This is a genomic window from Methyloceanibacter caenitepidi (genome assembly GCF_000828475.1).
GTDB classification, from domain to species: domain Bacteria; phylum Pseudomonadota; class Alphaproteobacteria; order Rhizobiales; family Methyloligellaceae; genus Methyloceanibacter; species Methyloceanibacter caenitepidi.
In genome coordinates this window covers 2,135,840-2,159,501 of record NZ_AP014648.1, presented here as the reverse complement: position 1 = coordinate 2,159,501, position 23,662 = coordinate 2,135,840, and the positions used below count along the sequence as shown (strand labels likewise).

23 protein-coding genes and 3 tRNA genes are annotated in these 23,662 nt (G+C 62.3%); 4 read left to right on the top strand and 22 right to left on the bottom strand.

All coding sequences use genetic code 11. The features are described 5' to 3' along the window. Positions 1-11 precede the first annotated feature (11 nt). The 20 genes from nuoK to GL4_RS09980 form a co-directional block, all read right to left on the bottom strand. A complete protein-coding gene (gene nuoK, locus GL4_RS10075) occupies positions 12-320 on the bottom strand; it encodes an NADH-quinone oxidoreductase subunit NuoK (protein ID WP_045367113.1) in 309 nt (102 codons plus the stop codon). Further along, a complete protein-coding gene (locus GL4_RS10070) occupies positions 317-925 on the bottom strand; it encodes an NADH-quinone oxidoreductase subunit J (protein WP_045367109.1) in 609 nt (202 codons plus the stop codon). Before GL4_RS10070 ends, nuoK begins: the two co-directional genes overlap by 4 nt. 133 nt (positions 926-1,058) lie before the next feature. Beyond that, complete coding sequence (nuoI, locus tag GL4_RS10065) at positions 1,059-1,550, bottom strand: NADH-quinone oxidoreductase subunit NuoI (RefSeq protein WP_045367106.1); 492 nt, start codon at positions 1,548-1,550, stop codon at positions 1,059-1,061. A gap of 12 nt (positions 1,551-1,562) precedes the next feature. Beyond that, positions 1,563-2,585, bottom strand: a complete 1,023-nt coding sequence (nuoH, locus tag GL4_RS10060) for an NADH-quinone oxidoreductase subunit NuoH (RefSeq protein WP_045367103.1) — start codon at positions 2,583-2,585, stop codon at positions 1,563-1,565. Continuing rightward, complete coding sequence (nuoG, locus tag GL4_RS10055) at positions 2,578-4,683, bottom strand: NADH-quinone oxidoreductase subunit NuoG (RefSeq protein ID WP_045367100.1); 2,106 nt, start codon at positions 4,681-4,683, stop codon at positions 2,578-2,580. Before nuoG ends, nuoH begins: the two co-directional genes overlap by 8 nt. Positions 4,684-4,690: 7 nt before the next feature. Further along, positions 4,691-5,989, bottom strand: coding sequence for an NADH-quinone oxidoreductase subunit NuoF (nuoF, locus tag GL4_RS10050; protein WP_045367098.1), 1,299 nt, complete (start codon positions 5,987-5,989; stop codon positions 4,691-4,693). Beyond that, a complete protein-coding gene (gene nuoE, locus GL4_RS10045; protein WP_045367096.1) occupies positions 5,989-6,669 on the bottom strand; it encodes an NADH-quinone oxidoreductase subunit NuoE in 681 nt (226 codons plus the stop codon). The genes nuoF and nuoE overlap by 1 nt, the downstream gene beginning before the upstream one ends. A gap of 118 nt (positions 6,670-6,787) precedes the next feature. Then, positions 6,788-8,056, bottom strand: coding sequence for an NADH-quinone oxidoreductase subunit D (locus GL4_RS10040; protein WP_082025606.1), 1,269 nt, complete (start codon positions 8,054-8,056; stop codon positions 6,788-6,790). Beyond that, positions 8,056-8,505 (bottom strand): thioesterase family protein, encoded by a 450-nt coding sequence (locus tag GL4_RS10035; RefSeq protein WP_045367091.1) that lies wholly within the window; start codon positions 8,503-8,505, stop codon positions 8,056-8,058. The genes GL4_RS10040 and GL4_RS10035 overlap by 1 nt, the downstream gene beginning before the upstream one ends. After that, a complete protein-coding gene (locus GL4_RS10030) occupies positions 8,502-9,128 on the bottom strand; it encodes an NADH-quinone oxidoreductase subunit C (RefSeq protein WP_045367088.1) in 627 nt (208 codons plus the stop codon). Before GL4_RS10030 ends, GL4_RS10035 begins: the two co-directional genes overlap by 4 nt. Positions 9,129-9,152: 24 nt before the next feature. Further along, entirely contained in the window at positions 9,153-9,710 is a 558-nt protein-coding gene (locus GL4_RS10025) for a NuoB/complex I 20 kDa subunit family protein (RefSeq protein WP_425283172.1), read from the bottom strand. Further along, positions 9,701-10,066: an NADH-quinone oxidoreductase subunit A gene (locus GL4_RS10020; RefSeq protein WP_045367085.1), complete on the bottom strand. Its 366-nt coding sequence runs from the start codon at positions 10,064-10,066 to the stop codon at positions 9,701-9,703. Before GL4_RS10020 ends, GL4_RS10025 begins: the two co-directional genes overlap by 10 nt. Before the next feature lie 51 nt (positions 10,067-10,117). Continuing rightward, a tRNA-Asp gene (locus GL4_RS10015) sits at positions 10,118-10,194 on the bottom strand. Positions 10,195-10,394: 200 nt separating this feature from the next. Beyond that, positions 10,395-10,470, bottom strand: a tRNA-Val gene (locus GL4_RS10010). Positions 10,471-10,670: 200 nt separating this feature from the next. Next, positions 10,671-10,946: an HU family DNA-binding protein gene (locus GL4_RS10005; RefSeq protein ID WP_045367083.1), complete on the bottom strand. Its 276-nt coding sequence runs from the start codon at positions 10,944-10,946 to the stop codon at positions 10,671-10,673. A 205-nt stretch (positions 10,947-11,151) separates the two neighbouring features. Further along, positions 11,152-13,581 carry an endopeptidase La gene (gene lon / locus GL4_RS10000; protein WP_045369916.1) on the bottom strand — a complete coding sequence of 810 codons (2,430 nt, stop codon included), beginning with the start codon at positions 13,579-13,581 and terminating at the stop codon, positions 11,152-11,154. A 287-nt stretch (positions 13,582-13,868) separates the two neighbouring features. Further along, positions 13,869-15,134 (bottom strand): ATP-dependent Clp protease ATP-binding subunit ClpX, encoded by a 1,266-nt coding sequence (clpX, locus tag GL4_RS09995; RefSeq protein ID WP_045367080.1) that lies wholly within the window; start codon positions 15,132-15,134, stop codon positions 13,869-13,871. Positions 15,135-15,452: 318 nt separating this feature from the next. Beyond that, positions 15,453-16,103 (bottom strand): ATP-dependent Clp endopeptidase proteolytic subunit ClpP, encoded by a 651-nt coding sequence (gene clpP, locus GL4_RS09990; RefSeq protein ID WP_045367077.1) that lies wholly within the window; start codon positions 16,101-16,103, stop codon positions 15,453-15,455. 151 nt (positions 16,104-16,254) lie between these two features. Continuing rightward, on the bottom strand, positions 16,255-17,661 hold the full coding sequence (gene tig / locus GL4_RS09985; protein WP_045369914.1) for a trigger factor: 1,407 nt from the start codon (positions 17,659-17,661) through the stop codon (positions 16,255-16,257). Between the two features lie 88 nt (positions 17,662-17,749). Next, positions 17,750-17,834 (bottom strand) — tRNA-Leu (locus GL4_RS09980). A gap of 274 nt (positions 17,835-18,108) precedes the next feature. Here GL4_RS09980 and GL4_RS09975 point away from each other — a divergent pair. The 4 genes from GL4_RS09975 to GL4_RS09960 are packed head-to-tail and all read left to right on the top strand — an operon-like array spanning position 18,109 to position 22,046. After that, positions 18,109-19,143, top strand: coding sequence for a cysteine synthase A (locus tag GL4_RS09975; RefSeq protein WP_045367076.1), 1,035 nt, complete (start codon positions 18,109-18,111; stop codon positions 19,141-19,143). Between the two features lie 24 nt (positions 19,144-19,167). After that, on the top strand, positions 19,168-20,016 hold the full coding sequence (gene sseA, locus GL4_RS09970) for a 3-mercaptopyruvate sulfurtransferase (protein WP_045367075.1): 849 nt from the start codon (positions 19,168-19,170) through the stop codon (positions 20,014-20,016). Between the two features lie 33 nt (positions 20,017-20,049). Continuing rightward, positions 20,050-21,222, top strand: a complete 1,173-nt coding sequence (gene metC, locus GL4_RS09965; protein WP_045367073.1) for a cystathionine beta-lyase — start codon at positions 20,050-20,052, stop codon at positions 21,220-21,222. Between the two features lie 38 nt (positions 21,223-21,260). Beyond that, complete coding sequence (locus GL4_RS09960; protein WP_425283196.1) at positions 21,261-22,046, top strand: SDR family NAD(P)-dependent oxidoreductase; 786 nt, start codon at positions 21,261-21,263, stop codon at positions 22,044-22,046. A 24-nt stretch (positions 22,047-22,070) separates the two neighbouring features. On the opposite strand, the gene GL4_RS09955 is transcribed toward GL4_RS09960, so the two are convergent. Further along, a complete protein-coding gene (locus GL4_RS09955; protein WP_425283195.1) occupies positions 22,071-22,412 on the bottom strand; it encodes an acyl-CoA thioesterase in 342 nt (113 codons plus the stop codon). Positions 22,413-22,542: 130 nt separating this feature from the next. Next, positions 22,543-23,601, bottom strand: a complete 1,059-nt coding sequence (locus GL4_RS09950) for a sodium:calcium antiporter (RefSeq protein ID WP_052464356.1) — start codon at positions 23,599-23,601, stop codon at positions 22,543-22,545. Positions 23,602-23,662: the final 61 nt, after the last annotated feature.

Here is a 23,662-nt window from a genome sequence, read left to right as displayed (position 1 = left end):
GCCTGCCGCCCTCAGCCTTTCAGGTTATCGATGTCGGCCACGTCGATCGTGCCGCGATTACGGAAATACACGACGACGATGGCGAGCCCGATGGCCGCTTCCGCAGCCGCGACGGTCAAGACGATCAGGGCGAAGACCTGGCCGACGAGATCGCCGTGGAACGAGGAAAACGAGACGAGATTGACGTTCACCGAAAGCAGAATGAGTTCGATCGACATCAGAATGACGATGACGTTCTTGCGGTTCAAAAAGATGCCGAACACGCCGATGGTGAAGAGCACGGCGGCCAGGGTGAGATAGTGCGACAGACCGACGGTCATTGCAGGCCCCTCCCCGATTCTACTTTGACGACTTCAATCGCCGTCTTCGGGTTGCGCGCGACCTGGTCGGCAACATTCTGACGCTTGACGTCGCGCCGGTGGTGCAGCGTCAGGGCGATCGCGCCGATCATGGCGACGAGCAGGATGAGACCGGCAGCTTGGAACAGGTAGACGTAGTCGGTGTAGAGCAACTCGCCCAGCGCCCGCGTGTTGGTCACTTCGGACGGCGGCGGCATGGGGGCTTCGCTCACGAGCGCCGGCGCCGTGACCCAAGCACCAACGACGAAGATCAGCTCGAACAGGAAGATGAAACCGACGAGCAGGCCGATGGGCATAACCTTCAGGAAGCCCGACCGCAGCTCGGCGAAGCTGACGTCGAGCATCATCACCACGAACAGGAACAGCACCATGACTGCGCCGACGTAGACGACCACGAGGATCATCGCGAGGAACTCGGCCCCGAGCAGGATGAACAGCCCGGCCGCGTTGAAGAAGGCGAGGATTAGGAACAGCACGGCGTGCACGGGATTCTTCGTCGACACGACCATGAGGGCCGAGGCGATGAGAACGAATGCGAAAAGATAGAAGAACAGCGCGCTTAGCATCGTACGGTCTCTCCCATGATGGAGAAACTGTCCGAAAGCGATCCCGCGCGTTCGACGTTCCTATTCAAAAACTCAGCCCCCAAAACGTAACCCCAATGTCTGGCCTTGCGGCCAGCCTGTTCCTGCGACTCGCCTAGCGATAGGCCGAGTCGAGTTCGATGTTCTTGGCGATCTCGCGCTCCCAACGGTCGCCGTTGGAGAGCAGGCGCGCCTTGTCGTAGTACAATTCTTCGCGCGTTTCCGTCGCGAATTCGAAATTCGGACCTTCGACGATGGCCTCCACCGGGCAGGCTTCTTGGCAGAAGCCGCAATAGATGCATTTCACCATGTCGATGTCGTAGCGCGTGGTGCGTCGCGTGCCGTCGTTGCGGCGTGGCCCGGCTTCAATCGTGATGGCCTGTGCCGGGCAAATCGCCTCGCAGAGTTTGCAGGCGATGCAGCGCTCTTCCCCGTTGGGATAGCGGCGCAAGGCGTGCTGGCCGCGGAAACGCGGGCTCAGCGGGCCCTTCTCGTAGGGGTAGTTCAGCGTCGCCTTCGGCGCGACGAAGTACTTCATCGCGAGCCAAAAGGCCGAAACGAACTCCAGGAGCAGGAGCGATTTGGCAGCTTGAGCGAACCGTGTCACGCGTCTTCTCCCTTAGATACCGTGCTGCCAGACCCGCAAGACCACCGCAACGATAACGACGGCGGCGAGCGAGATCGGAAGGAAGACCTTCCAGCCCAGCCGCATCAGCTGATCGTAGCGGTAGCGCGGTACGAAGGCCTTCACCATGGAGACCAGGAAGAACAGGGCGCAGACTTTCAGGACAAACCAGATGACGCCCGGGATCCAGGTGAACGGCGGAATGGCGACCGGCGGCAGCCATCCGCCGAGAAAGAGGACGGTGCCGAGGCTGCACAGCAGAATGATGGCGACGTACTCGCCGAGCATGAACAGCATATACGGGGTCGATCCGTACTCGACCATGTAGCCCGCCACGAGTTCGGATTCCGCCTCGAGCAGGTCGAAGGGCGGGCGGTTCGTCTCGGCCAACAGCGAGATGAAGAAGATCACGAACATCGGGAACAGCGGCAGCCAGTACCAGCCGAACAGGCCAAGGCCGCGATCCTGCGCGAGAACGATGTCGGTCAGGTTCAGCGAGCCCGCGCACAGAAGCACGGTGATGATCACGAAGCCGATGGAGACCTCGTAGGAGACCATCTGCGCGGCGGAGCGGAGCGCCGACAGAAACGCGTATTTCGAGTTGGAGGCCCAGCCGGCGATGATGACGCCGTACACTTCCAGGCTCGAAATCGCGAAGACGTAGAGGATGCCGACATTGATGTCGGCCACGGCCCAGCCCTCGGCCACCGGGATCACGGCCCAGGCGGAAATCGCCAGCCCCGCCGTGATGATGGGCGCGACGATAAACAGTCCCTTGTTCGAGCCTGCAGGGACGATGAACTCCTTGAAACAGAACTTCAGGAGGTCGGCAAAGGATTGCCACAGGCCGAACGGACCCACGACATTGGGCCCGCGCCGCATCTGCACCGCGGCCCAGATCTTCCGGTCGGCCAACAGCACGAAGGCGATGAACACCAGCAGCACGACCATCATGGCGACGCTGTGCAGGACGATCAGGGTGGTGGGCCACCCGTAGCTGGTCCAGAGCTCAGCCATCGGTGCCCGTCGCTTTCTCGGCGTCCGCACGCATCGCGCTGAGGCTCGCCATGATGGCGGAGGCCCGGGCAATTGGATTGGACAGGTAGTAGTCCTCCATCGAGAGACCGAACGGCTCGCTGTTTGGCTTGGCCGAATGGCTGGCAAATTTGACGATGGGACCGGAGTCGGCCTTTTCGAGCACGTCCAGCTGCGCCAGCTGGGGCGCGGCCGCGTACATCTTGCTGCGGAGCTCCTGCAGCGTTTCGAACGGAAGCGGCTTGCCGAGTGCGGTGGACAAGGCCTTGAGAATTGTCCAGTCCTCGCGCGCATCGCCTGGCGGGAAGATCGCGCGGGCCGTCATCTGCACGCGCCCTTCCGTGTTGGCGTAGGTGCCCTCTTTCTCCGTATAGGCGGCGCCCGGCAGAATCACGTCGGCGCGGTGGGCGCCCTTGTCGCCGTGGCTGCCCTGATAGATCACGAAGGTGTTGCCGAGAGCCGACATGTCGATTTCGTCGGCGCCCAGCAAGTAGAGAACGTCCAGGTCCCCCTTGCCGGCGGCCGCGATAATACCGGCGGTGCCGAGCCCCTTGTCCCCGGGCACGAAGCCGAGATCGAGCCCCGCAACCCGGGCTGCTGCCGTGTGCAGGACGTTGAAGCCGTTCCAACCCTCGGCGATGGCGCCCGACTCGGTCACGATCTTCGCGCCCATTGCGAGAATCTCGTAGCCATCGGGCCGTGCGAAGGCCGCCTCTCCCAAGATCACCATGGGCTTTTCGGCGTCCTTGAGGACTTGCGCGAACTCGTGCTTGCCGTCCGCGATATCCATCAGCGTATCGGGACCGGCGCCGAGGCGCTGATACGGATAGGTCAGGTCGACATCCGTGCCGATGAGGCCGACGGGCAGCTTGCCTTCCAGCTGCTTCCAGCGCTTGCGGATGCGCGCGTTGAGTACTGGCGCTTCCACGCGCGGATCGCAGCCGACAAGTAGGATAGCGTCCGCGTCCTCGATGCCTTCGATGGTGGTATTGAACAGGTAGGTCGCGCGTCCGAGCGCGGGATTAAATTTCGCGCCGGCCTGGCGGCAGTCGATATTGGGCGAGCCGATCTGGTCGGCCAATGTCTTGAGGGCGAACATCTCTTCCGCCGCGGCTAGGTTGCCCGCTACCGCGCCGAACCTTGCGCCGCTGGAGGACTTGATGCGGTCGGCGATCGCGGCGAACGCCTCGTCCCAGGTGCACGGTGCGAGCTTGCCGTCTTTGCGCAGGTAAGGCCGATCCAGTCTCTGCGTGCGCAGCCCATCCCAAACATGTCGCGCCTTGTCGGAGATCCACTCCTCGTTCACCGCATCGTTGATCCGCGGCAGGATACGCAGGACCTCCTTGCCGCGCGAGTCGACGCGGATCGAGGACCCCACCGCGTCCATCACGTCGATGGAGGGCGTCTTGGTGAGTTCCCAGGGCCGCGCCTGAAACGCATAGGGCTTCGAGGTCAATGCGCCGACCGGGCACAGATCCACGACATTCGCAGACAGGTTCGAGTGCAGGCCGTGCTCGAGATAGGTCGTAATCTCCGCGTCTTCGCCACGGCCGATCAGCCCGAGCTCCGGAACGCCGGCAACTTCCGTCATGAAACGGACGCAGCGCGTGCAGTGGATGCAGCGGGTCATCGAGGTCTTGATGAGCGGGCCGAGATATTTGTCGTCGACGGCGCGCTTGTTGTCCTTGAAGCGGCCTTCGTCGAAGCCATACGCCATGGCCTGATCCTGCAGATCGCACTCCCCGCCCTGATCGCAGATCGGGCAGTCCAGCGGATGGTTGACCAGCAGAAACTCCATCGTGCCTTCCTGAGCACGGCGCGTGACTTCCGACTTCGTGTTGATCGTCGGCGGCGTGCCGTCGCGGCCGGGGCGCAGATCGTTGACCGACATGGCGCAGGAGGCCACGGGCTTCGGCATGCCCACGACCTCAACGAGACACATGCGGCAATTGCCGGCGATCGACAGGCGCTCGTGGAAACAGAAGCGCGGAATCTCGACGCCGACGAGACCGCAGGCCTGGATCAGCGTGATGCCGTCCGGGACGTCGTGCTCGATACCGTCGATGATGAGTTTCGGCATGACGTTCCTACTCCGCCGCTTCCGGTACGGACGGTGACAACGGCTCGGTCGCCCGTGCATCGATGCGTTCTTCGATAACGTGGCGGAAATTCTTGATGAGACCCTGGATCGGCCATGCTGCGGCATCGCCGAGCGCGCAGATCGTGTGGCCCTCGACCTGCTTCGTGACTTCGAACAGCATGTCGATCTCGCGCTTCTGCGCATTGCCCTCGGCCATGCGCTCCAGCACGCGCCACATCCAGCCCGTGCCTTCGCGGCAGGGCGTGCACTGCCCGCAGGATTCGTGCTTGTAGAAATACGACAGCCGGGCGATCGCGCGGATGATGTCCGTGGACTTGTCCATGACGATGATGCCAGCGGTGCCGAGGCCCGAGCCAAGTGCCTTCAGGGCATCGAAGTCCATGGTGACGTCGCTGGACTCCTCCGCCGTTAGGCAGGGTACGGAGGAGCCACCCGGGATGATGGCAAGAAGGTTGTCCCAGCCGCCGCGCACGCCGCCTGCATATTTCTCGATGAGCTCACGCAACGAAATGCCCATCTCTTCTTCGACGGTGCAGGGTTCGTTGACGTGACCGGAGATGCAGTACAGCTTCGTGCCGGTGTTGTTGGGCTTGCCGAGTGCGGCGAACCAGGTCGCGCCGCGCCGCATGATGTCCGGCACCGAGGCGATGGTCTCGACATTGTTGACGGTTGTGGGTGCGCCGTAGAGGCCGCAATTAGCCGGGAACGGCGGCTTGAGGCGCGGCTGGCCCTTCTTGCCTTCGAGGCTCTCCAGCAGCGCTGTTTCCTCGCCGCAGATATAGGCCCCTGCCCCGTGATGGACATAGATGTCGAAATCCCAGCCGTTGACGTTGTTCTTCCCGACGAGCTTGGCCTCGTAGGCTTCGGCAATGGCGGCTTCGAGAATCTCACGCTCGGCGATGAACTCTCCGCGAATGTAGATATAGGCAACGTGCGCACGCATGGCGAACGACGCGATCATGGCCCCTTCGATGAGAAGATGCGGATCGTGCCGCATGATCTCACGGTCCTTGCAGGTGCCGGGCTCGGACTCGTCGGCGTTGACGGCGAGATAGCTCGGGCGCGGATCGTCCTTCGGCATGAAGGACCATTTGAGGCCCGTAGGGAAACCCGCCCCGCCGCGTCCGCGCAGGCCCGACGCCTTGACCTCTTCGATCACTGCGTCATGGCCACGGGCGATCATGTCCTTGGTGCCGTCCCAGGCGCCGCGCGCACGGGCCGCCGGCAGCTGCCAGCTATGCAGCCCGTAGAGGTTCTTGAAGATGCGGTCCTTGTCCTGAAGCATTAGTACGGCCCCGGCATCTTCGACTTGGGATCGGACGTGCCCGCATAGCCCGGCTCCGGACCGGAGTCGTCGGAGCCATAGATCGCGGCGTCGATGAGCGTATTGGGACCGCTCTTGGGTGCGCAGCCTTGGCGGCCGTCCTGAGGCCCGGGCGGGACGTCCTCGCCCTTGCGGAGCCGCTCGATGATGTCGCCGAGCGATTCCGGCGTCAGGTCCTCGTAGTAGTACTTGTTGATCTGCACCATCGGCGCGTTCACGCAGGCGCCGAGGCACTCCACCTCGGTCCAGGAGAACATGCCGTCATCGCTGACCGTGTCCTTGGGGCCGATATGCTTGCGGCAGGCCTCCGTGAGGTCCTGCGCACCACTCAGCATGCATGGGGTCGTGCCGCAGACCTGCAGGTAGTAGCGGCCCACGGGCTGCAGATTGAACATCGTGTAGAAGGTGACGACTTCGTAGACGCGGATATAGGCCATATCCAGCATCTCGGCGATGTAGCGCAGGGCCGGCTCCGACACCCAGCCGCCATTCTGCTCCTGGGCGCGCCAGAGAAGCGAAATCACCGCTGAAGCCTGACGCCCCTCCGGATATTTTTTGATAACAGCCTGTGCCCATTCGAGATTTTCGGGCGTGAAGACAAAGCCTTCGGGCTGTTCCACAGCAAGGCGTCGGACGCTCATCTCAGCTTACTTGGTTGGATGCGGTGCCTTGCCGAACCAGCAGACTCCGCCTCGAGTTGACTTCCCCCAGCCCCCAGAGTCTTGCCGATCTAGGCGCATTTCGCAACTGCACAATGTGTCATCGGTCGCACTCTCCAAAGACAACATCGATCGACCCCAGAACGGCCGAGACATCGGCCAGCATATGTCCCCGCGTCAGGAACTCGAGCGCCGACAAATGCACGAAACTGGGCGCTCTGATCTTGCAGCGATACGGTTTGTTGGTGCCGTCGGAGACGAGATAGACTCCGAATTCGCCTTTCGGCGCCTCAACGGCGGCATAGGCCTCGCCGGGCGGCACGTGATAGCCCTCGGTGTAGAGCTTGAAGTGATGGATCAGGGCCTCCATCGACCCCTTCATCTGCGCGCGTGTGGGCGGGACCATCTTGTGATTGTCCACCGTCACCGGGCCCGGCGTTTCCGTCAGAAGCTCGCAGCACTGCTTCATCAGGTGGGTGGCTTGGCGCATTTCCTCCATGCGGATGAGATAGCGGTCGTAGCAGTCGCCGTTCTTTCCGATGGGAATGTCGAACTCCAGCTCGTCGTAGCACTCGTAGGGCTGGCTCTTGCGCAGGTCCCAGGCCGCGCCGGTGCTGCGGATCATCACGCCGCTCATGCCCCAAGCCCAGGCGTCCTCCTGGCTGATGGCGCCGATGTCGACGTTGCGCTGCTTGAAGATACGGTTGTCCGTCAGCAGCCCCTCGATGTCGTCGCAGACTTTGAGGAACGGATCGCAGAACGCGTAGATGTCATCTACGAGTTCCGGCGGCAGGTCTTGGTGCACACCGCCGGGACGCACATAGGCCGCATGCATGCGGCTGCCGCTGGCGCGCTCATAAAACACCATCAGCTTTTCGCGCTCCTCGAAGCCCCAAAGCGGCGGAGTGAGCGCGCCCACGTCAAGCGCTTGCGTGGTGATGTTGAGCAGATGCGACAAGAGCCTGCCGATCTCTGAATAGAGCACGCGGATAAGTTGACCCCGCTTGGGTACGGTCAGGCCGAGCAGCTTCTCGACGGCGAGCGAAAAGGCATGCTCCTGATTCATCGGGGCGACGTAGTCGAGCCGGTCGAAATACGGCAGCGCCTGCAGGTAGGTCTTGTGTTCGATCAGCTTCTCGGTACCGCGATGGAGCAGGCCGATATGCGGATCCACGCGCTCCACCACCTCGCCGTCCAGTTCGAGAACAAGGCGCAGTACGCCATGGGCCGCCGGATGCTGCGGGCCGAAATTGATCGTGAAGGTCCGGTCGCCGTCCTGCGGGATGCCGGCGTCCGGATTGCCGCCGACGGGCTTGTGATCGAAATCGGGGACGATTTCCGTGTGGGTATCGGCGTCGCTTTCGGCCATTACGCGGGCGTCTCCTCAAGTGGCTGGTCGGCGACCATGGCACGCTTCGGTGCGAGCCCCCGTTCGAAGCGGTTCCAGGCCACGATGAAGCGGTCGTGAATGCCTGCGCCGATCTCGTCGACCCCGTCATGTGCGGCCACGCGGAACTTTGCGCGCGGACCTTTGACTTCAATGCATTCGGCCTCGACGGTCACGGTTAGTCCCGGTGGCGTCGCGGATACATGAGACACATCAACATGGACACCGACGCTGCCCTCGCCTTCGTCCATGTGCGGCGCGAGAAGCTGTACGCAGGTCCATTCCATCAGGCCGACCATGAAGGCCGTCGCGAAGACTTCAGGCATGGCCTGGAGCTCCGGCGATTCCTCGTAGAGATGCGGGACCGTCTTCGTCGCGGGCACTGTGTAGGAGAATCTGTGCTTCAGGCCGGGGGTCAGCGTGTCTTTCACGACTTGTCCTCCCCTTCCTCGACGACGCTGGCTTTTTCGTCGCCGGGGATCGCCGTCTCCATGGCCTCCCAGGGGCTGAGATAGTCGAAGTCGCGATAGTCCTGCATGAGCTGCACGGGTTCGTACACGACGCGCTTCTTCTCGTCGTCGTAGCGCAGCTCCACGAACCCGGTGAGCGGAAAGTCTTTCCGCAGCGGGTGACCCTCGAAGCCGTAGTCCGTGAGAATGCGGCGCAGGTCCGGGTGCCCTTCAAAGACGACTCCGTAAAGATCGAACGCCTCGCGCTCGAACCAGTTGGCTGCCGGAAAGATACCTACGATGCTCGGGACCGGCGTCTCCGCATCGGTCCTGACCTTCACGCGGATGCGCAAATTCTGCCAGGGGCTGAGGAGGTGGTAGACGATGTCGAAACGCTCGTCGCGCTCGGGATAGTCGACCCCGCAAACGTCGATCAGAGAGCCGAAACGGTAGGCCTGGTCATCGCGTAGCAGCGTCATGACATCGCGAACGCAGTCGCGCGCCACTTCCAGCGTCAACTCGCCGTGGGCCACGGTGAACCCGACAAGCATCGGCCCTAGCTTCCCCGAGAGGTCGCTGCCCAGTTTGTTCAGTTCGTCGTCCATCAAGCCCCCGAGGACCTGGGCGGTTTAGCGGGTGATCGTCCCTGTCCGCCGTATTTTCTTTTGAAGGAGGAGCACGCCGTAGACCAAGGCTTCGGCCGTCGGCGGGCAACCGGGAACGTAGATGTCCACGGGCACGATGCGATCGCAGCCGCGGACAACGGAATAGGAATAATGGTAGTAGCCCCCGCCATTGGCGCAGGAGCCCATGGAGATGACGTAGCGGGGCTCGGGCATCTGGTCGTAGACCTTGCGTAGAGCGGGCGCCATCTTGTTGCAGAGCGTGCCGGCGACGATCATGACGTCGGACTGACGCGGGCTGCCGCGCGGGGCGAAGCCGAAGCGCTCGAGGTCGTACCGCGGCATGGAGGCCTGCATCATTTCGACCGCGCAGCAGGCGAGCCCGAAGGTCATCCACATCAGCGAACCGGTGCGGGACCAGTTGATGAGATCGTCTGCGGTCGTGAGAAGAAAGCCCTTGTCGGCGAGTTCGTCGGAGAAGGTGCCGAACGACGTCGCGCCGGCGGTGATGAGGCCGCCGCCCTTCCCTTCGGTTTCGAACGTGACTTTCGGCATCAATTCCATTCGAGCGCGCCTTTCCGCCACTCATAGACAAACCCGACGGTGAGCACGCCGAGGAAGACGATCATGGCCCAGAAGCCCAAGGCCGGGAGTCCGTCGAAGGCGACGGCCCACGGGAACAGGAAGGCCACTTCGAGATCGAAGATGATGAAGAGCAGCGACACGAGATAGAAGCGCACGTCGAACTTCATGCGCGAATCGTCGAAGGCGTCGAAACCGCACTCGTAAGCCGAGTTCTTCTCGGGGTCGGGATTGCGAACCGCTATGACGTTCGGAATCACCAGCAGCACAGTGCAGATGACAAACGCGATCGCGATGAAGATGACGAGTGGAAGATAATCGAGAAGCAACTGGCCCATGGCTCGTTCTAAGCCTTTTTCCAACGTCTACTGCGCGTCGACGGGCCAAAGTGGCGGGAGTGACGGGACTCGAACCCGCGGCCTCCGGCGTGACAGGCCGGCGCTCTAACCAACTGAGCTACACCCCCTACCGGGCCGTAACCACGGCCGGAGGCGATCCCCAGCATGTACGGCCTTGGATTTTGGGTGTCAAGGCAAGCTGGGTAAAGAGCGGAGGACGAATTGCGGCGAGATGCCGCTCGTTTATCCCCGCCGGATAAAAGTTCGGAGACAGGGCGTCTTTCGGCCGTTGCCTCCGGTCACGACGCACCCGGATCGCGTGCATGAATGGTGGGCGGTGACAGGCTCGAACTGCCGACATCCACGGTGTAAACGTGGCGCTCTACCAACTGAGCTAACCGCCCGCCAGGCCGGGTGCCTCCGGTTCGAAGCGTTAGACCAAGTCGTCAGTCCTGCCAAGAGCTCTCCTCCCCAGAGTTCTCCTGCCAGGATGGCTTCCGGTTCGCCCGCCCCGTCCGCACGGCAACGGAACCCAAAACAGAAAAGACGAAGCCCCGCTTTCGCGAGGCTTCGCCTAGAAGTCGCTGAAGGGTCAGCCGGCTGCTTAGCCGTTGACCGCTTCCTTCAGAGCCTTACCGGCACGGAACTTCGGAACACGGGAGGCCGGGATCTGAACTTCAGCGCCTGTGCGTGGGTTGCGGCCAACCGAGGCCTTGCGCTGCGCGACCTGGAAATTACCAAAGCCGACAATGCGCACCGTGTCGCCACCGCTCAAAGCCTTCTCGATATTCTTGAACGTCGCGTCGACGGCCTTCTCGGCAGCATCCTTCGACAAATCGGATTCCTTCGCCACTTGGGCGACAAGCTCTGCTTTGTTCACGATGTTATCCTTTCGCTCGGCCCCGTTGTGGGGCGCTTGTTATGAACCCTTGGGCCCTCTAGGGGTACGCGTCGATTCACAAACAAGTCGTGTATGAGTCGCGCAAAAAGCGCGGAAAATCAACATTCTTAGCCGAATCGGTGCATAACGCCGAACCAGACGAATGGGGCGTTTTAACGGCGATGGGATTGAGGCGCTGTTGGGATCAGTGCGCGGTGAGGCCCGTGCCGGTGTCGTCCTTGTTGGGAACGACCTGCGAAGTCCCCTCGCCTTCCTCTTCCCAGACGATGGGCTGAGGCGTTCGGGTGAAGGCGATTTTCAAGACCTCATCGACGCGCGAGACCGGCATAATCTCAAGTTGATTCTTAAGCTTATCCGGTATCTCCGCGAGATCCTTGACGTTTTCCTCAGGGATAATCACGGTCTTAATCCCGGCGCGCAAGGCGGCGAGCATCTTCTCCTTGAGGCCGCCAATGGGCAACACCCGGCCGCGCAGGGTGATTTCGCCGGTCATCGCCACGTCACGCCGGACCGGAATCCCGGTCATCAGCGAGATGATCGCGGTGGCCATGGCCACGCCCGCGGACGGCCCGTCCTTGGGGGTCGCGCCTTCCGGAACGTGCACGTGGATATCCCGCCGTTCGAACAGCGGTGGCTCGATACCGAAATCGACAGCCCGGGAGCGCACATAGGCGTTCGCCGCCTGAATCGATTCTTTCATGACATCGCGCAAATTGCCGGTGACCGTCATCTTGCCCTTGCCCGGCATCATGACGCCTTCGACCGTCAGGATCTCGCCGCCGACCTCGGTCCAGGCGAGGCCCGTGACGACGCCGACCTGGTCTTCCAGTTCGGCCTCGCCGTAGCGGTATTTCGGCACGCCGAGATAGTCGGCGAGGTTGTCCTTCGTCACCGTCACAGTCTTGTGGTCGGTGGTCAGAAGCTCCTTCACCGCCTTCCGAGCCAGTTTCGCTAGCTCGCGCTCAAGGCTGCGGACGCCGGCTTCGCGCGTGTAGCGGCGGATGAGTTCCTGCAAGGCGTCGTCCGCGAGCTTGAACTCCTCGGTCTCGAGACCGTGGTTCTTGATCTGCTCGGGGATCAGGTGGCGCCGTGCGATCTCGACCTTCTCGTCCTCGGTGTAACCGGCGATACGGATGATCTCCATGCGGTCCATCAGGGCCGGCGGGATGTTCAGCGTATTCGCGGTCGTGACGAACATGACGTTCGACAGGTCGTAGTCCACCTCGAGATAGTGGTCGTTGAACGTGTTGTTCTGCTCGGGATCCAGCACTTCGAGCAGCGCCGAGGCCGGGTCGCCGCGGAAGTCGGCGCCCATCTTATCGATCTCGTCCAAGAGGAACAGCGGATTGACCTTCTTGGCCTTCCGCATGGACTGGATGACCTTGCCGGGCATCGAGCCGATATAGGTCCGGCGGTGACCGCGGATCTCCGCCTCGTCCCGCACGCCGCCAAGGCTCATGCGCACGAACTCGCGGCCCGTCGACTTGGCGATCGACTTGCCGAGCGAGGTCTTGCCGACGCCGGGCGGCCCGACGAGGCACAGGATCGGTCCTTTGAGCATGTTGGTCCGGTTCTGCACGGCCAGATACTCGACTATGCGGTCCTTGACTTTCTCAAGACCGTAATGGTCGTGGTCCAGGACTTTCTGCGCATCGTCCAGGTCGCGCTTGACCTTGCCCTTCGAGCCCCACGGGATCGAAAGAAGCCAGTCGAGATAGTTGCGGACGACCGTGGCCTCGGCGGACATCGGGCTCATCTGGCGCAGCTTCTTCAGCTCGCCCATGGCCTTTTCGCGGGCTTCGCGGGTCAGCTTGGTCTTCTCGATCTTCTGCTCGAGCTCGGCCAGATCGTCCCGGCCCTCTTCGCTGTCGCCGAGCTCCTTCTGGATCGCCTTCATCTGTTCGTTCAGGTAGTACTCGCGCTGCGTCTTCTCCATCTGACGCTTCACGCGGCTCCTGATCTTCCGCTCGACCTGGAGGACGGAAATCTCGCTTTCCATCAGCGTGAACACACGCTCCAGCCGCTCGGAGACGGAGGTGATCTCGAGGATCTGCTGCTTCTCGCCGATCTTGATGGCGAGGTGCGAGGCGATCGTATCTGAGAGCTTCGAGTAGTCCTCGATGTGGCTCGTCGTGCCGAGCACTTCGGGCGAGATCTTCTTGTTGAGCTTCACATAGCTTTCGAACTGAGACACGACCGAGCGTGCGAGCGCCTCGATCTCGTTGTCCTCGCCGGTCTGCTCCTCGACAGGCTCGATCTCGGCTTCGAAATAGTTCTCGTTGTCGGTGTAGTTCTTGATGATGGCGCGGCGCGAGCCTTCGACCAGCACCTTCACGGTGCCGTCGGGCAGCTTCAGGAGCTGCAGCACCGAGGCGAGCGTACCCATCTCGTAGATACCGTCTGCCGTGGGCTCGTCATCGGACGCATTCTTCTGGGCGACCAGCAGGATCTGCTTGTCGGTCCGCATCACTTCTTCAAGCGCGGCGATGGATTTCTCGCGGCCGACGAAGAGCGGCACGATCATGTAGGGGAAGACCACAATGTCGCGAAGTGGGAGCACCGGATAAAGCTCCGGGCCGCCTTCCATGCTTACGGACGGGTTTGTGTCAGTCATATTATTTCCGTCGCCTTCCTTGCTATGGCCGGCCAGCTTCTCTGGCCCAAAAACACGTCGCGAAACCGGTCCCGTCACCCCCCAATTCGGTTCAAGCCGCTTCCTTAAGTATATGCGCCCTGCGACTGCCAAGGGAGCACTGCGTCATTTTAGCTCGCCTACTCCGGAAAGTGGCTGTCGGCGGACCTGCCGTCAAGGGCCGTACCGGCACCGAGACGGCGTGCAATCTGCCACAATCAGAGTGGGATTCGCTGAGGCCTTCAAGCCGACAATCATGTGGAAAAAGATCAGGCGCTGGTTCCGACCTCGTCTTGCCGCTCGGAATAGATCCGCAGCGGCCTGGCCTTGCCGTCAACCACCTCGGCGCTGATCACCACTTCCTCCACCCCGCGCATGCTGGGCAGTTCAAACATGGTGTCGAGAAGAATGCCTTCCATGATCGACCGGAGTCCGCGGGCGCCGGTCTTCCGTTCGATGGCCTTCTTGGCGATCGCCAGCAAGGCTTCGTCGGCGAACGAAAGCTGGACGTCCTCCATCTCGAACAACCGCTGATACTGGCGCACGAGCGCGTTCTTCGGTTCCGTCAGGATCCGGATCAGAGCGTTCTCATCGAGATCGTCGAGCGTCGCGATCACGGGCACACGGCCGATGAACTCCGGAATGAGCCCGAACCGCAACAGATCTTCCGGCTCGATGCCGCGCAGGATGTCTCCGGTGCGCCGCTCGTCGACCATCTCGACCTTGGCGCCGAAGCCGATCGACGTGGACCGACCGCGCGCGGAAATGATCTTCTCCAAACCTGCGAACGCGCCGCCGCAGACGAACAGGATGTTCGTCGTGTCGACCTGGAGGAATTCCTGCTGCGGATGCTTCCGGCCGCCTTGTGGCGGAACGGATGCGACCGTGCCTTCCATGATCTTCAGAAGGGCCTGCTGTACGCCCTCGCCCGACACGTCCCGCGTGATCGACGGGTTGTCGGACTTCCGGCTGATCTTGTCGACCTCGTCGATATAGACGATGCCGCGCTGGGCTCGTTCGACGTTGTAGTCAGCCGCCTGGAGCAGCTTCAGAATGATGTTCTCGACATCCTCACCGACATAGCCCGCTTCAGTGAGCGTGGTCGCGTCAGCCATGGTGAAGGGCACGTCGAGAATGCGCGCGAGCGTCTGGGCCAGCAGCGTCTTGCCGCAGCCGGTTGGGCCGATCAGTAGGATGTTCGACTTTGCCAGTTCAACGTCGGAGTTCTTTCCGGAATGATTCAACCGCTTGTAGTGGTTGTGGACGGCAACGGAGAGCACGCGTTTAGCGTAATCCTGACCGATGACGTAATCGTCGAGGACCTGACAGATTTCCTGGGGCGTCGGAACGCCGTCGCGAGACTTCACGAGGGAGCTCTTGTTCTCCTCGCGAATAATGTCCATGCAAAGCTCGACGCATTCATCGCAGATGAACACGGTCGGCCCCGCGATCAGCTTGCGGACCTCATGCTGGCTCTTACCGCAGAAAGAGCAGTAGAGGGTATTTTTGGAATCCGTTCCGCTCACCTTGCTCATTCCTTAATATCCAATTTTCTTCGTTGCTGTTGCGTGCGTGCGGCGCTCCGAACGCACCGAAATAGCCGTTGCCTGCCCCCGCAAAGCCTCGATGACCTCTCGAAAGACGACGTCGAAGTTACACAATCTGACCATGTTGGGGTGGCACTGATCAAGGATTGATTAATCCGCAAGTCGTCGCTGTGGCCTACGTTCTAGACACTCAATTGGCGTGCCTAGAATCGCAATGGTGCCACGAACTATACCGCACAGCCAAGGCTTAGGGCGGCAAAGCCGCCCATTGGCCACAGTAGGCTCAAGGTCTTTTCTCGCCCAAATCTAGGATGCCGGTGCCGGCTCTTCGTCAGATGGTGCGTCGCCTTGACGCTTGCTGACGACCTCGTCGATGAGCCCGAACTTCTTGGCTTCCTCAGCCGTAAAGAAGAAATCGCGATCGAGCGTTTGTTCGATCGTGGCGTAGTCCTGGCCGGTGTGGTGGACATAGATCTCGTTCAGCCGGCGCTTGAGCTTGATGATGTCCTCGGCATGCCGTTCGATATCGCTCGCTTGGCCCTGGAAGCCACCTGAGGGCTGATGCAGCATGACGCGTGCGTTCGGTACGGCATAGCGCATGCCCTTCTCGCCGGCGCAGAGCAGCAGCGATCCCATGGACGCGGCCTGACCGATGCACAGCGTCGAGACCGGCGGACGGATGAACTGCATCGTGTCGTAAATCGCCATCCCCGACGTCACCACGCCGCCCGGCGAGTTGATGTACATCGAAATCTCCTTCTTGGGGTTTTCGGCCTCCAAGAAGAGAAGCTGCGCCGTAATGAGCGAGGCCATGTGGTCCTCGATCACGCCCGTGACGAAGATGATCCGCTCTTTGAGCAGGCGCGAGTAGATGTCGTAGGCGCGCTCGCCGCGATTGGTCTGCTCGACCACCATGGGGACGAGCGTGCTCATGTATGTATCGACCGGATTTTGCATGAATGTCCTGTTTGTCGGGGGCTATCGGACGGAATAGGTCACGGTCCCTGATTCGTCCTTTACAGAGAATCCCAAAATATGTGCTCGGAGGCCGAAACGGAAGAGGCTGGGCGCCTCTTCCTTAAGGCCGAAATTAGGCTATCCGGGTCGGCTAGTGGTCATGGTCGTGATGGTGGTCGTGATCATGATTGTGGTCATGGTCATGATCGTGGCCCTGACCATCGTCGAGGTCCTTGTAGAGTTCCTCTAGGCTCACGTTCTTGTCGGTCACCTTGGCCAGCTCCAGAATGTAGTCCACGACCTTGTCTTCGAAGATCGGGGCCCGCAGTTCGGCCAGAGCCTCCGGCGTATTGCGGTAGAAATCATAGACTTGCCGCTCCTGTCCGGGGAACTGACGAATGCGCTCGATGAGCGCCTTGTTGACCTCGTCGTCCGAAACGGTGATCTCGTTGCGCGATCCGATCTCCGACAGCAGGAGGCCGAGCCGGACGCGCCGCGCGGCGATGTCCTGATATTCTTCCTTGGCCTTCTCCTCGGTGGTGCCCTCGTCCTCGAAGGTCTTCTTGGAATGCTCCTGATCGTGGAGCACCTGATCCCAAATGGCCTTGAACTCGTTCTCGACCAGGGTCGGCGGCAACTCGAAGCTGTGCCCCTCGTTGAGTGCGTCCAGCAGCGCCCGCTTCACCTTGAGGCGGGAGGCCATGTTGCGGTCGAACTCCAGACGCCCTTTCACGGTCTCGCGCATCTGCGAGACGGACTCCGCGCCGAGGCTCTTGGCGAACTCATCGTCGAGGGTCGGCGCCTGCGGGGCGGCCACTTCCTTGACCTTCACTTCGAACTGCACGGTCTTTCCGGCAAGCTTTGGCTCGCCATACGCTTCCGGGAACGTCGCTTCGACGACTTTCTCTTCGCCCGTCGAAACGCCTTCCAGGCCCTCCTCGAAGCCGGGGATGAAGCCGCCGGCGCCGAGCGTGATCGGGGCGTCTGTCGCCGTGCCGCCGTCGAACGCCTCGCCGTTGAGCTTGCCCACGAAGTCGATCGTGACGCGATCGCCCTTCTTGGCCGGGCCGTCCTTCGGCGTGAAAGTCGGGTTGGTCGCAATGATGCGGTCGATCGCCTCGTCGATCTCCTTGTCCGAGACCGGCGCGGTGGGCCGCTCGAGCGCAATCGTGCCGAGATCCATGATCTCGACCGTCGGCAGGACCTCGAACGTCATCGTATAGGCCAGGTCGCCCTTGCCGTCGAATATCTGATTGATCTCCGCCTCGTCCTCGGGGAGCTTGACCTGCGGCTGGAACGCCGGGCGCTCTTCCCGCTCCGAAATCGCCTTCTGGCTCGTCTCCTGAACGGCCTGCTGTACGACTTCGGCCATGACCGAGCGGCCATAGACCTTCCGCAAGTGCTCTTTCGGCACATGGCCGGGGCGGAAGCCCTTGATACGAGCCTTGGACTTCAGTTCCTCAAGGCGCGAGGAGAGCTTCTCCTCGAGTTCGTCGGCTCCGACCACGACTTTCAGTTCGCGGCGCAGGCCCTCTGCATTCGTCTCCGTGACGTTCATACCGTCAATCCACCATTCCTGCGGCGCCAAGGCAGCGCCATCTTTCGTGTCATGCTGTCCAACGAAGTTGTTGAGGCAACGCGTTGGTTGGTGCGGGCGGAGGGACTTGAACCCCCACGGCCAAAGCCACCAGAACCTAAATCTGGCGTGTCTACCAATTCCACCACGCCCGCTAAAGGGACAGTTGCGGCGGATAAACGCGCGCGAGTCCCATTCGCGGCCCTATATACACAGGGCCCTCCCCGGCTGCTAGGCCCCAAAGTGGCCCTAGTCAAGCGAGTCCGCAGCCGGTCGTGGGGCCCTGCGTGGTCCGTCCATGCTCCCGTGCGGCGATCACATGGAACGGGATGCCAGACGGCTCCGGATTCATGGGATTTCCGCGACTTGCGGCAGGCACCGGCGCTCATTAGGTTGCGGAATAGACTGAATTCCCCCAAAGGCTCTTCCGTGACCTACCGCAACGGCATTCTCGAGGCGATCGGCAACACGCCGCTCATCAAGCTCAAACGCGCGTCCGAAGAAACGGGCTGCACCATTCTCGGCAAGGCCGAGTTCATGAATCCGGGCCAATCGGTCAAGGACCGCGCGGCGCTTTTCATCATTCGCGACGCGTTGAATGCCGGAAAGCTCAAGCCCGGCGGAACGGTGGTCGAAGGGACGGCCGGTAATACGGGCATCGGCCTCACGCTTGTGGGCAATGCGCTCGGGCTCAAAACCGTCATCGTCATCCCGGAGACCCAGTCGGACGAGAAGAAGGACATGCTGCGTCTGGCAGGCGCTCAGCTGATCGAGGTGCCTGCGGTCCCCTACCGGAACGACAACAACTACGTGAAATACTCCGGCCGGCTCGCTGAGGCGCTCGCCAAGACCGAGCCCAACGGCGCGATCTGGGCAAACCAGTTCGACAACGTAGCGAACCGGCAGGGCCATATCGAAACGACCGCGCAAGAGATTTGGCGCGACACGGACGGAAACGTCGACGGCTTCATCTGCGCGGTCGGCACCGGCGGGACCCTCGCCGGGGTTTCCATGGGACTGAAGGCGCACAACCCCGACATCACGATAGGGATCGCCGATCCGATGGGCGCTGCGCTTTACAATTACTACAAGCACGGAGAGCTCAAGGCGGAAGGCAGCTCAATCACCGAGGGAATCGGCCAGGGGCGCATCACGGCCAACCTGGAAGGCGCGACGATCGATGAAGCGTTCCAGATTCCGGACTCGGAGGCCCTCGACGTGGTGTTTGGACTTCTGAGCGAGGAAGGCCTTTGCCTCGGCGGATCCAGCGGCATCAATGTTGCCGGCGCTATTCGCCTTGCCAAGGAGCTTGGTCCGGGCCACACCATCGTCACGGTGCTCTGCGATTACGGCACCCGGTATCAAAGCAGGTTGTTCAACCCGGACTTCCTGCGCGAAAAGGAACTTCCGGTGCCCGCCTGGCTCGCCGAGCCGGGACCGTCGGCACCGAGCGTGTTTGTCTAGACGAGGATTGGAGACCGGAACTTTATGACGCCGAAGACATGGCTGATTGAGACCGACGAGCTTGAGCGCGAATTGGAGGCGCCGGATATCGTCGTCATCGACGCGACCTGGTATTTGCCGGCCGAAGCCAACAACGCGCGCGAGGACTACCTCGCCGAACATATTCCCGGCGCGGTGTTTTTCGACATCGACGACATTGCGGACGACAAGGCGAAGACGGGGCACATGCTGCCGCCGCCGGAGAAGTTCTCGTCCCGGATGCGCAAGATGGGCATTGGCGACGGGCAGCGTGTGGTCGTGTATGACCGGCAAGGCACATTCAGCGCGCCGCGTGTCTGGTGGATGTTCAGGGTCATGGGCGCGCAGGATGTCAGTGTGCTGAACGGTGGCCTCCTGAAATGGAAGGCCGAGGGCCGCCCGCTCATGATGGGCGAGCCGACGCCGCGGACGCCCCGCCACTTCACTGCCCGCCGCAATCTCGATCTGGTGCGCGACGTGGATGACATGAAGAAGGCGGTCCATGAAAAGTCGTCCGCCATCGTGGATGCCCGTTCGGCGGAACGCTTCGCCGGCAACGCCCCGGAGCCTCGCCTTGGTTTACGGGCGGGCCACATGCCGGGCGCGATCAACGTTCCCTACAAGCAGGTGCTGAACGACGACGGCACCTTCAAGTCCGTTCCGGAGTTGAAGGAGGTCTTTGCATCGGCGGGTCTGGACCACCACAAGCCCGTGGTGACGACGTGCGGTTCGGGCATCACCGCGTGCGTGCTTGCCTTGGCGCTCGGAGAAGCCGGGTACCTGCGGACGTCGGTCTATGACGGTTCTTGGGCCGAATGGGGCGCCGACGACCGTCTGCCGATCGAGACAGGCTAAATGGCCTTCGGCTCGTCGCGCTAAGAGGTCTGCATGAGCAAGACGAAGAAGCCCGGCAAGCATGCGACGCGGTTGTCGCATGCGGGCCGTGATCCGGCTCGGTTCCACGGATTCGTCAACACGCCGATCTATCGCGGCTCGACGGTCCTGTATCCCACGCTCGACACGCTCCTCGCCGACGATCAGGAATACAGCTACGGTCGGCTGGGCACGCCCACGGTGCGTGCGCTTCAAGACGCACTTGCTGAACTGGAGGGCGGACACGCGACGCTCCTGACCCCGTCGGGTTTGTCGGCGATCGCGACGGCCATTCAGAGTTTCGTGTCCAGCGGCGACCACATTCTTGTGTCGGACAGCGTCTACCGGCCGACGCGCCGCTTCTGCGACACAGTCCTGAAGCGGCTTGGCGTCACCACGACGTATTACGATCCGGTGATCGGCGGGGGGATCGCGGAGCTCCTGACCGAGCGGACGCAACTTGTCTTTACGGAGTCTCCCGGCTCGCAAACCTTCGAAGTGCAGGACATTCCCGCGATCGCCGAGGCCGCCCACGCGGCGGGCGCCGAGGTGATCATGGATAACACCTGGGCGACGCCGCTCTTCTTTCGGCCGTTCGATCACGGGGTGGACGTGGTCGTGCACGCCGCCACGAAATATATCGTCGGCCACGCCGATGCGATGCTGGGCGTGATCACGACAGCTGAGTCCGCGGCTGGGCCCGTGGCAAAGACGCACGACATTTTGGGTCTGTGCCCGGGGCCTGAGGATGTGTATCTGGGCTTGCGTGGGTTGCGGACCATGCAGGTGCGTCTTCAGCGCCATCAGGAGTCGGCTCTCGCGCTTGCGGATTGGCTCGCGCAACGCCCCGAGGTCGAGAGGGTGATCCACCCTGCCCGGCCCGACCATCCCGGTCACGCGCTGTGGAAACGGGATTTTCTCGGATCGTCGGGTCTCTTCGCCATCGCGCTCAAGCCAGTCTCGCACAAAGCTCTTGCCGCGATGGTCGACGGGCTCGATCTCTTCGGCATGGGATATTCCTGGGGCGGATACGAAAGCCTGATCCTTCCCTTCGACCCCACCGCCTACCGCACTGCGACCACATGGCAGGTGGAAGGCCCGGCTTTGCGTCTCCATGTGGGTCTTGAGGACATCGAAGATCTCAAAGCGGATCTCGACGCAGGCTTTGCCCGGCTCGCATCCGCCTAACGGCGCAACAGACAACTACGGTCGAGGCAATCATGGATTTGAAACTCGAGGGCAAGCGCGCGCTCGTGACGGGGTCGACCGCGGGCATCGGCTACGCCATCGCCAAGGGCCTTGCGCGCGAAGGCGCCACGGTGATCGTCAACGGGCGCAACAAGGACCGCGTGCGCGAGGCTGCCGAGGCCATCGCGAAGGAGACCGGCGGGTCCGCCATCGGCATCGCCGCCGATCTCGGTACGGCGGCCGGCGCGGACGAGCTCATCAGCGAGGCCGGCGATGTCGACATTCTCGTCAACAATGTCGGCATCTTCGAACCGGTTCCCTTCGTGGATATCTCCGACGCGGCTTGGCAGGAAATCTTCGACGTCAACGTCATGAGCGGTGTCCGGCTCAGCCGCGCTCTCGTGCCCGGCATGGTCGAGCGCGGATGGGGCCGGATCATATTCATCTCCAGCGAGTCCGGCGTCCAGATCCCCGCGGAGATGGTGCACTACGGTCTCACCAAAACGGCGCAGCTTGCGCTGTCCCGCGGCATCGCCGAGAGCGTTGCGGGCACCGGCGTCACGTCGAATGCCGTGCTTCCCGGCCCGACGCGCTCGGAGGGCGTGGTGGAGTTCGTCGAGAAGCTGGCCGAGGATCAGCAGGTGGACAAGGAGGCGTTCGAGCGCGACTTCGTGAAGACCATGCGTCCCTCCTCGCTGATCGGCCGCTTCGCTGAATCGGAGGAGGTCGCCAATCTCGTGGTGTTTCTCTGCGGCGAAGGGGCCTCCGCTGTGACCGGCGCGTCCCTCAGGGCCGACGGTGGCGTCGTGCGGAGCATCGTCTAGCTCGAGTGATCGAGAATCGCGGCGCTATCCGGCGGGTTCCGGCAACGGCCGTGACTTCCCGTCCTCGCCGAGCGCAACGAAGGTGAAGATCGCCTCCGTGACCTTTTGGTTCTCCTCGCTATGGCGGGGTCGCCGCCAGGCCTCGACCCTGATCTTCATCGAGCTGCGACCGGTGTGGACGAGCTCGGCATAGAGACTCACTTCGTCGCCGACTTGGACGGGCGAGACAAAGGTGACCGCATCGACCGCGACGGTCGCACACCGGCCGCGCGCCCGCCGCGCCGCAACGTTCCCCGCCGCGAGATCCATCTGAGCCATCAGCCAGCCACCAAATATATCGCCCGCCGGATTGGTGTCGGCAGGCATGGCGATTGTCCGCACCGCCGGAACTCGCGTCGGTGGCGCTTCGTGCTGTGTTGTGCCGGTCTTCGGATCGCTCATAGGCCCTTCTATCCAGGCGTTTCATCGGTCCGGTTGGAACGCCCGGCATGGGGCGTCAGCTGAAGTGATAGAACACGGCCAAGGTAATCACGTAGATCAACAGTACCAAGGCCGAGTCGATGCCCATCTTTAGGAACGTGCGCCGTGATCGGATGATCAGGCCAGCGAGGTAGATCGATGTGACGAGAATGCCCGAGATGATCGCGAACGCCGTGCCCTTGTCGATGGCGCCGAGAATGGGCGCCCCGCGATAGACGAGGTCGGCCGGCAGGACCATGGCCACCATCAGAAGATTGCTGCCGAAGATATTCGAGATCGCCATGCTGTAGGCGCCGATCCGCACCGCCGAGATCGTCGTACTTACCTCCGGGAGCGACGTCGCCGTGGCAAGCAGCGTCATGCCGATGAAGCTCGATCCGAGACCGGTCTGCTCGGCGATGGCGGCGGACGTAGCGATGAGTGCGAGACCGCACATGAGGATCGCCGCCCCCATCAAGGCGAAGCCGACAATCAGGCCGGCCGTGCCCTTCCCTTCGAATGCGTCGGTGCCGTTCTGTTCTTGAGCGATGTGCGGCAGCGCGGCGTCGATACTCTCGACGGGGATCCAGGACTGTACGCCGTCATAGTGGCGCAGCATCATTACGATCCCCACATAGGCGAGCCCGAGCAGAACCGTCCCGAGGCCAACGCCGAACGGCAGCGCCAACTCACCGACCGCGTGCAGACCGAGGAGCATTGCCAGAAGCGCGATCAGGAGCGTCGCCTCGAGGGCCGATGTCGGGCCGCTCGGGTAAGACGTCAGGGCATAGGTAACGAACAGCAAATCCACCACGGCGAGGATCGCCGTCTGCATGGTGATGCCGCCGAACATGTTGCCGAGAACGAGTTGGGCTTCTCCCGCATAGGCGCCGTACAGTGTCGTTACGAGTTCGGGAAGCGACGTGGCGGCCGCGACGAAGATGAGGCCCATGAAGGCCTGGCCGATCCTTTTGCGGGCGGCGATGGCATCGGCGTAGATGGCCAATCGCGTGCCCGCGAGCCAGACACCGATCGCCGCGGCGATGAAGACCGCGAACGTGAGGGGTATCGGCAGCTGCGCAAGGGCGAGGATCAAGCGGTTGTTCTCGGCGTTGCTTGGATATCCGGCCGGGACCGGCTCACGGACCCCTGCCCCG

Bases quoted from the DNA above. Each gene is read 5' to 3' on its own strand.
- nuoK (WP_045367113.1), bottom strand. From the start codon at position 320: ATGACCGTCGGTCTGTCGCACTATCTCACCCTGGCCGCCGTGCTCTTC.
- GL4_RS10070 (WP_045367109.1), bottom strand. From the start codon at position 925: ATGCTAAGCGCGCTGTTCTTCTATCTTTTCGCATTCGTTCTCATCGCC.
- nuoH (WP_045367103.1), bottom strand. From the start codon at position 2,585: ATGGCTGAGCTCTGGACCAGCTACGGGTGGCCCACCACCCTGATCGTC.
- nuoG (WP_045367100.1), bottom strand. From the start codon at position 4,683: ATGCCGAAACTCATCATCGACGGTATCGAGCACGACGTCCCGGACGGC.
- nuoF (WP_045367098.1), bottom strand. From the start codon at position 5,989: ATGCTTCAGGACAAGGACCGCATCTTCAAGAACCTCTACGGGCTGCAT.
- nuoE (WP_045367096.1), bottom strand. From the start codon at position 6,669: ATGAGCGTCCGACGCCTTGCTGTGGAACAGCCCGAAGGCTTTGTCTTC.
- GL4_RS10040 (WP_082025606.1), bottom strand. From the start codon at position 8,056: ATGGCCGAAAGCGACGCCGATACCCACACGGAAATCGTCCCCGATTTC.
- GL4_RS10030 (WP_045367088.1), bottom strand. From the start codon at position 9,128: ATGGACGACGAACTGAACAAACTGGGCAGCGACCTCTCGGGGAAGCTA.
- GL4_RS10025 (WP_425283172.1), bottom strand. From the start codon at position 9,710: ATGGAATTGATGCCGAAAGTCACGTTCGAAACCGAAGGGAAGGGCGGC.
- GL4_RS10020 (WP_045367085.1), bottom strand. From the start codon at position 10,066: ATGGGCCAGTTGCTTCTCGATTATCTTCCACTCGTCATCTTCATCGCG.
- lon (WP_045369916.1), bottom strand. From the start codon at position 13,581: ATGACTGACACAAACCCGTCCGTAAGCATGGAAGGCGGCCCGGAGCTT.
- clpX (WP_045367080.1), bottom strand. From the start codon at position 15,134: ATGAGCAAGGTGAGCGGAACGGATTCCAAAAATACCCTCTACTGCTCT.
- clpP (WP_045367077.1), bottom strand. From the start codon at position 16,103: ATGCAAAATCCGGTCGATACATACATGAGCACGCTCGTCCCCATGGTG.
- tig (WP_045369914.1), bottom strand. From the start codon at position 17,661: ATGAACGTCACGGAGACGAATGCAGAGGGCCTGCGCCGCGAACTGAAA.
- sseA (WP_045367075.1), top strand. From the start codon at position 19,168: ATGACGCCGAAGACATGGCTGATTGAGACCGACGAGCTTGAGCGCGAA.
- metC (WP_045367073.1), top strand. From the start codon at position 20,050: ATGAGCAAGACGAAGAAGCCCGGCAAGCATGCGACGCGGTTGTCGCAT.
- GL4_RS09955 (WP_425283195.1), bottom strand. From the start codon at position 22,412: ATGCCTGCCGACACCAATCCGGCGGGCGATATATTTGGTGGCTGGCTG.